Here is a 7,295-nt window from a genome sequence, read left to right on the forward strand (position 1 = left end):
AAGCGTGTGCCCGCGGGAAGATATTGCCGTCCGGCGCGGGAAAACGGATCGTTCGTTCGAAAACGTTCGGACGCCCGGCCTCCGGCTTTGTCGATCCCGGAGGGAGCCGCGCGGATCCGCGGCGTCGACTTTTATTACGGCTCGTCGAGAAGATCCGGACGCACCATGGAACTCACCTGGCACGGCCACTCGACGTGGCACGTCGTCGTCGACGACACGGAACTGCTGATCGATCCGTTCTTCGACAACCCGAAGACCGACGTCGACCCGGAGGAGCTCGACCCGGACTACCTCCTCCTGACGCACGGCCACGCCGACCACATCGGCGACGCCGCGGCGTACCCCGACGCGACCGTGGTCGCCACGCCCGAGCTGACCGCGTACGTCCAGGAGGAGTTCGGCCTCGACGACTCCGTCGCGGCCGGCGGCATGAACATCGGCGGCACCGTCGAGTGCGGCGACGCGTGGGTGACGATGGTCCGCGCCGACCACTCGAACGGGATCGAGAACGACCCCGACTACTCCGCCGGGATGCCCGCCGGCTTCGTCATCGGCGACAAGAAGCCGACTCAGGAGTCTGACCCCGACTGCACGACGTTCTACCACGCGGGCGACACCGGTCTCATGTCCGAGATGGTCGACGTGATCGCGCCGTACCTCGAACCGGACGCCGCCGCGCTCCCCGCCGGCGACCACTTCACCATGGGGCCCGCGGGCGCCGGCATCGCCGCCGACTGGGTCGGTGCCGACGTGGTGTTCCCGATGCATTACGACTCGTTCGGACCGATCGAGATCGAGACGCGGGAGTTCGTCAACGAGGTGAAGGCCGCGGGCGCAGCGGCCGAGCCCGTCGTCTTAGAGGGCGACGAGACGTACACGCTGGAGTAGTCGGCCGGTCGGTCGATCCGCATTTTTCGAACGCGCCGGGACGGACTCCGCTGATGGCAACCTTTAGGCCCCGGCGAGCCGATCGTCGACTCGTATGTCCGACATCGAGACGTCCACGGTCTCCGAGGAAGGGTACGCCTGCACGAGTCAGGTCGGCGAGTTCGACCTGCAGATCGACGCGACCGACGAGACGGGGCCGAACCCGAACGCCGCGCTCGTCGCGACGTACGCCTCCTGTTACCTCCCCGCCTTCCGCGTCGGCGGGAGCCAGCGCGGCGAGGAGGACCTCGGGAAGATCCAGATCGACGCCAGCGCCGACCTCGACGATGACGACGACCTCGCGTCGATCGCCTTCGACGTCCACGTCGAGGCCGACCTCGACGACGGGACCGCGGCCGAGATCGCCGAGCGCGCCGAGGGGATCTGTCACGTCCACAGCGCGCTCCGCGAGGGGCTCCACGCCGACGTGAGCGTCTACCCCGGCGCCTTCTGAGCCGGCGTCGGTCGCGCTTCGACCCCCGGTCGATTTGTCAAGCCGACCGACGACTCGGGAGCCGCGGGACCGTCGCGGTCTCGGGGGTCACGGTCGCTCGACGCTCGTGAACTCGAAGCGGGCGCCCCCGTCGTTCCCCTCCGTCAGCGTCACGTTCCAGCCGTGAGCCTCCGCGATGCGCTGGACGATGGCGAGCCCGAATCCGGTCCCCGACTCGGACGTCGTGTGGCCGCTCTCGAACACCTGGTCGCGTCGGTCCTCGGGGATCCCGGGACCGTCGTCTTCGACGTAGAACCCGTCCGAAAGGTCGCCGAGGACGACCCTGTCTCCCCCGTGTTCGGCCGCGTTCCGGAAGAGGTTCAGGAGCAGACGCTGGAGCCGGTCCGGATCCGCGAGGACGTCGCCCTCGGCCTCGACGGCGATTTCGATCGAGTCGCCCGTCCCGCCCTCAATCTCCTCGCCGCCGATCGATCTCAGCGCCTCGTCCGCGTGTCGGTTCACCATGTTTTCGAGCGAGAGGTGTTCGACCGACCCGACGGCGTCGCCTTGGCGAGCGAGGGTGAGCACGTCGTCGATCAGCCGGTCCATCTCGTCGAGCGCGGCGTCACATCGGTCGAAGTACGACTCGTCGCCCGTCTCTCGGGCGAGTCGGAGGTTCCCCGAGAGCACGGTGAGCGGGTTCCGGATGTCGTGCGAGACGATACTCGCGAATTCGTCGAGCCGCTCGTTCTCGCGCTCGATCCGGCGCTCGTACGCCCTCCGCTCCGAGATGTCGCGGCTGGTAGCGAGGAACCGGTCTTCGCCCTGCACGTCGACGCGACGGACCTGTACCTCGACCGGGAAGGTGGTGCCGTCGGCCCGTCGGAACGTCGTCTCCAGCCGGCGCGTCTCGTCCATCTCGATCCCGTTCCACATCTCGATCGCCTCGTCCGGGTCCAGCTCTCGGTCCACGTCCCACACGCGCATCCCGGCCAGCCCCTCGCGATCGTAGCCGAGCTCCGTCGCCATCACGCGGTTCACGTCGACGATCTCGCCCGTCTCGTCGTGGATGTCGATCATGTCCGGCGAGTCCTCGTAGAGCGCCTCCAGCCTGGCCGAGGTGCGTTCGAGCTCCCGCTGTCGGCGGCGCTTCTCTGTCACGTCGCGGCTGACGGCGAGCACCCCATCGAACTCGTCGTCGATGACGAGCCGCCGCAGGGTGAAGTCGATGATCGCGTCGGACCGACTGGGGAGGTCGAGTTCGACCGTTCCCGACACCGTCTCACGGTCGCCGGTGATCAGCGCCGTGAACGGGTCGTCCTCTCGAGTCTCGCGAAGCCGCCGTAACAGGCGGCTCCGGCGACCGACGAGCTCCGAACGAGTCGATTCGCACACGTCGGCGAGCTTATCGTTAACGACGGCGAACCGCTCGTCGGTGTCGTACACAGCCACCGGGTCGGGGAGCTCGTTGATGAGCCGCCGGTAGCGCTCTAGGTCGCGCTCGCGCTCCTTCTCCTCGGTCACGTCAATGTGGATCCCGACGGCGCGGACCGGTTCCCCCTCGTCGCTGCGCTCGACGACCCGGCCGCGGTCCCGGATCCAGCGCCACTCTCCGTCTTTCGACCGCATCCGGTGGTCGCACCGGTAGTACTCCGTCTCACCGGCGAAATGCGCCTCCAGCGCCGACCACGCTCTGCCGATGTCGTCGGGGTGGACGCGGTCTTCCCACTCGGCGAGCTTGAAGGCGATCTCGGACTGGTCGTACCCCAACATGCCGGCCCATCGCTCGTCGAACCGCACCTCGTCGGTGCGGACGTCCCAGTCCCAGACGCCGACGTCCGCGCCCTCCACCGCGAGCCGAAACCGCTCGGAGAGCTCGCGGAGTTCGCGCTCGCGCCTCTTCTCTTCCGTCACGTCGCGGAAGTAGACCGAGAGACCGGTCTCAGACGGGTAGGCGTTCACGGCGAGATCGACCCCGATCGCGTCGAAGCGGTACTCGAACGCGCGCGCCTCGCCCTCTGCCATCGCCGTCCGGAGCTCCGTTTCGAGGGTCGTATCCCGGATGTCGGGGAACCGCTCCCAGATCGGGTCGCCGAGGAGATCGTCGTCGTCGCGCTCTAGCATTTCCTCCGCACGCTCGTTGAGATACGTGAGCCGCCACTCTCCGTCGATCCCACAGAAGGCGTCGGTCATTCGATCGAGATGCTCCTCGAGCCCCCGGTCGGCACGCGCCTCCGAGACGGCGCCCGCGATCCGCGACGCGAGCGTCGCGTAGGGGTCGTCGGCGTCGTTCTTCGGGACGTACTCGTCGACGCCGGCGGCGATGGCCTCGCTCGCCACTCGTTCGGAGCCCCGACCGGTGAACAGCACGAACGGGAGGTCGCCGCGTCGCTCTCGGACGGCGTTGAGGAGTTCGACACCGTCGGTCTCGGACATCTCGTAGTCGCTGACGACGCAGTCGAACCCCCCCGATTCGACCGCGTCCAACGCCTCGCTCGGATCGGTCTTGGGGGTCACCTCGAAGCGGTCGTCGCGCGCCTCGACGAGCGACGCCGCGGTGTCAGCGAACCCCGGCTCGTCGTCGACGAAAAGGACTCGGATCGAGGACGGCGGACCCCTCGCGTCCGCGACCGGCACCGAACTGTTCGCGTCCCCTCCTGTCATTCGTAATTGTACATACAATCCGACAAATTAATCTTTCCGTTGCCGGGACGTCACTCTCCCGCGTACTCGGCGACCGTCTTCGATGCGACGTAGCCTATAGCGGCGACGACGAGTCCCGCGACGATCGCGATCCGGAACTCCCGCCCCACCGCGTACGCGACGAGGAACCCGACCATGCCGGCGCCGTTCGCGCACAGCAGCCGGAGCGTTCGGTAGGACGGTTCGCGGGAGGACATACCGGCGATTGGCGAGGCCGACGCAAAAACCCCCGAGTCGGCGGTTCTCTCCCTCGATCGTCCGGGGGTTTAGGAGCGATACCGAGCCCAGCGCCTCCGTGCGACGGGGCGAGAGGCGGCGGGAGCGAACGCGGGGCGCGCACCGGCGGAACGGCGCGGGCGACGCTCGTCGCCGCCGGATCGCCCGCGTCGCTCTCGTGACGGTCGGGACCGGTCTCCCGGCGACCGCCGGACTGCTCGCCGCCGTCACCGGGCTTCCGGCCCTCGGGGCCGCGCTCGTCGCCGCCGCCCTCTCGCTCGCGTTCGCGGCGTGCTGGCTGGGCGCGGTCGGCGCGGCCCACGTCATTGCACGGATGCTCGCGCGCCGATAGGCGCGGCCCGCCGCCGCTCGCGTCGAGGTGTCGCGCACCGGCGACCGCGGAACCGTTTTACTCCCGCCGACGGTAGCGCGACGCATGGTGCTGAAAGAGTCAGACTCGACGCTCGACCGGGGCGACGCGGCCCCCGGATTCGAGCTGCCCGGCGTCGACGGCGAGACGCACGCGCTCGACTCGTTCGACGCGGACGCGCTGCTCGTCGTCTTCACCTGCAACCACTGCCCGTACGCGCAGGCGAAGTTCGGGCTCCTCAACGAGTTCGCGGCCGACTACGACGACCTGGCCGTCGTCGGGATCAACCCCAACGACGCCGACGAGTACCCCGACGACTCCTTCGAGGCGATGCGCGAGCGCGTCGCCGACGGGACGGTCGCCTACGACGCGTACCTCCGCGACGAGACGGGCGCGGTCGCCGAGGCGTACGGGGCGGTCTGCACGCCCGACCCGTTCCTGTTCGGCCGCGACGGCGACGCGTGGCGGCTCCGGTATCACGGCCGGCTCGACGACGCCCTGAACCCCGACGACGAGCCGACCGAGTTCTACGTCCGGGAGGCCGTGGAGTCGGTGCTCGCGGGCGAGGACGTCGAGGTCCCCGACCGCCCCTCCCGCGGCTGCTCGATCAAGTGGCCGGAGGCGTAGGGGGCGTCGGGGCCCGCGACGTGCCGCGAGCGATCTCCGGGCGACCGTCCGCTGAGCGACCGCCCCCGACGACCTCGCCGCCGGAGACGGGTTGAAAGGGATCCGGGCCGAAGGCGTTCGTATGGGAATGAAAGGCGACGGCGAGGCGGACCTCCACGAGATCGATCGGTTCGACGGCGGCGTCGGCTGGATCGCCTACCCCGACGAGGCGATGGAGCGCGCGAGCCACGCGGTCGCGGTGCCGAACGAGGAGAGCGAGACGGACGACGTTTGGGTGTTCGACCCGGTCGACGCCCCCGGCCTCGACGACCTGCTCGCCGAGTTCGGGACGGTCGCCGGCGTCGTCGTCGGCCTCGATCGCCACAAGCGCGACAGCGCCGCGGTCGCGGCCCGCCACGACGCCTCGGTGTGGGTCCCCGAGTGGATGACGGGCGTCGCGAGCGAGCTCGACGCGCCGGTCGAGCGGTTCGGCGAACGGCTGGCCGACACCGGCTTCGAGGCGTTCCGGATCCGCGACTCCTCGGTGCCGCCGTGGCAGGAGGCCGGGTTCTTCGACGGCGAGACGCTGATCGTCCCCGAGTCGCTCGGCTCCGCCTCGTACTTCCGCGGGGACCGCGAGCGGATCGGCGTCCACCCGATGCTGCGACTCACGCCGCCGACGACGGCGCTGTCGGGTCACGACCCGGACCGCGTGCTTGTCGGGCACGGCGTCGGCGTGCTCGACGGCGCGGCGATCGCGGTCGAGGACGCGCTCTCGAACTCCCGGTCGAAGGCCCCGGGGCTCTACGCGAAGACGCTGCGGTCCGCCATCGGGATCTGAGCGTGATCCACGTCACCCGCGACCTGCTGACGGTCCTGCTCGAACGCGCCGCCGAGACCGACCCCGGCGAGACGAACCTCCGCCTCTCGGCCACGCGCGCCGGCGACTTCGAGAGCGACACCGGACTCGACCCGGAGACCCCCGTGTTGACGCATTTCACGCCGGACGTCGGCGGGTCGGTGAACGCGGTGTTCGGGATCGACCTCGGCACCCCCGCGGGCCACGGCGCGGCGCGGTTCCTCTCGCACCCGGACGGCTTCCTCGGCGTGTCGAAGACCGACGACCTCGCGGCCGTCGTGCTGGTCGCCGTCCCGCCGTACGACGACCAGAGCGTCGCCGCGTTCGACCGCTCCGGGGACGGGCGGGAGCTCGCCGTGGTCGACGCGGCCCCGCCCGAGGAGTCGATCCCGGAGTGAGCGCCTCGGGGGAGTCGGCCCCGACGCGGTCCGCCCGGGGCCCGCCGCGCGGGCATGGGTTTAAAAAGGAGCGAGCGAGTACGTCGGTGCGATGGCAGCACGCCCACCCGGCGGCGGCGGTCCCTCGGAGCCCGACGCGATCGAGTTCGGCATCGCCGTGTTGGACGAGCGGATAGAGGAGGCCGGCGTCTCCTTCCCGGCGACCGGCGAGGAGATCGTCGACGCGCTCGACGACGGCGCGATCCCGTACGACGCCAAGGGACGGACGGTCCGCCTCTCCGAGGCGTTGGAAGAGGTACCGCAGACCCGGTTCGAGAACGAGACCGAGTTCCTCGACGCGCTGTACCCCGTGTTCGACCGCAAGCGTCGGGAGGGCGGCGGGCTCCTGAACAGCCTGCGCGACGCGCTCCCGTTCTGACCGGCTACGCGGACTGGCCGACCTCCGCCTCCTCCTCGTCGCTCCCGGTGTCGAGCCGCTCGATGACGTCGTTGATCAGCACGACGTCGCCGACGGCGCGGACCCAGCGGTACGGGACGATGACGCCGGTGTTCCCGTCGACGCGCCCGGCGAACAGCTCGTGATTGAGTTCCGCGAGCGCGAGCCCGGTCACCGACCGAGCGTCGAGATCGAGGCGGACGTCCTCGATCTCGCCGACGAAGACGCCGTTGTTCGAGTACACCTCACGACCGACGAGCGACGTGATCTCCTGTGGAGCCGCGTTCATAGGGATACGGTCACGAGCGCGCCTATTAAGCGTTCGTTGTCGAACGACGCCCGTCAGA

At 69.8% G+C, this 7,295-nt stretch carries 10 protein-coding genes; 7 read left to right on the forward strand and 3 right to left on the reverse strand.

Going from position 1 to position 7,295, the window contains the following annotated elements; genetic code table 11:
* The first annotated feature begins 165 nt into the window (after nt 1-165).
* Nucleotides 166-888, forward strand: coding sequence for a metal-dependent hydrolase (locus SD626R_RS09700; protein WP_092566096.1), 723 nt, complete (start codon nt 166-168; stop codon nt 886-888).
* A 94-nt stretch (nt 889-982) separates the two neighbouring features.
* Nucleotides 983-1,381 (forward strand): OsmC family protein, encoded by a 399-nt coding sequence (locus tag SD626R_RS09705; RefSeq protein WP_092566098.1) that lies wholly within the window; start codon nt 983-985, stop codon nt 1,379-1,381.
* Nucleotides 1,382-1,468: 87 nt separating this feature from the next.
* On the opposite strand, the gene SD626R_RS09710 is transcribed toward SD626R_RS09705, so the two are convergent.
* Nucleotides 1,469-4,024 carry a response regulator gene (locus SD626R_RS09710; protein WP_092566100.1) on the reverse strand — a complete coding sequence of 852 codons (2,556 nt, stop codon included), beginning with the start codon at nt 4,022-4,024 and terminating at the stop codon, nt 1,469-1,471.
* Nucleotides 4,025-4,074: 50 nt separating this feature from the next.
* The gene (locus SD626R_RS09715; RefSeq protein ID WP_092566102.1) at nt 4,075-4,260 is read right to left on the reverse strand and encodes a hypothetical protein; all 186 of its coding nucleotides are present in this window, start codon (nt 4,258-4,260) and stop codon (nt 4,075-4,077) included.
* A gap of 98 nt (nt 4,261-4,358) precedes the next feature.
* On the opposite strand from SD626R_RS09715, the gene SD626R_RS09720 reads away from it, so the two are divergent.
* The 5 genes from SD626R_RS09720 (at nt 4,359) to SD626R_RS09740 (ending at nt 6,930) form a co-directional block, all read left to right on the forward strand.
* Nucleotides 4,359-4,631 carry a hypothetical protein gene (locus tag SD626R_RS09720; protein WP_092566104.1) on the forward strand — a complete coding sequence of 91 codons (273 nt, stop codon included), beginning with the start codon at nt 4,359-4,361 and terminating at the stop codon, nt 4,629-4,631.
* A gap of 84 nt (nt 4,632-4,715) precedes the next feature.
* Nucleotides 4,716-5,276 carry a thioredoxin family protein gene (locus tag SD626R_RS09725; RefSeq protein WP_092566106.1) on the forward strand — a complete coding sequence of 187 codons (561 nt, stop codon included), beginning with the start codon at nt 4,716-4,718 and terminating at the stop codon, nt 5,274-5,276.
* 127 nt (nt 5,277-5,403) lie between these two features.
* Nucleotides 5,404-6,096: a hypothetical protein gene (locus SD626R_RS09730; protein WP_092566118.1), complete on the forward strand. Its 693-nt coding sequence runs from the start codon at nt 5,404-5,406 to the stop codon at nt 6,094-6,096.
* 2 nt (nt 6,097-6,098) lie between these two features.
* A complete protein-coding gene (locus SD626R_RS09735) occupies nt 6,099-6,512 on the forward strand; it encodes a JAB/MPN domain protein-containing protein (RefSeq protein WP_092566108.1) in 414 nt (137 codons plus the stop codon).
* A gap of 91 nt (nt 6,513-6,603) precedes the next feature.
* A complete protein-coding gene (locus SD626R_RS09740) occupies nt 6,604-6,930 on the forward strand; it encodes a DUF5789 family protein (protein ID WP_092566110.1) in 327 nt (108 codons plus the stop codon).
* Nucleotides 6,931-6,934: 4 nt separating this feature from the next.
* On the opposite strand, the gene SD626R_RS09745 is transcribed toward SD626R_RS09740, so the two are convergent.
* A complete protein-coding gene (locus SD626R_RS09745) occupies nt 6,935-7,237 on the reverse strand; it encodes a PRC-barrel domain-containing protein (protein WP_092566112.1) in 303 nt (100 codons plus the stop codon).
* Nucleotides 7,238-7,295 lie beyond the last annotated feature (58 nt).

It is taken from the genome of Halorubrum sp. SD626R, from assembly GCF_001261915.1.
Classification (GTDB): Archaea; Halobacteriota; Halobacteria; order Halobacteriales; family Haloferacaceae; genus Halorubrum.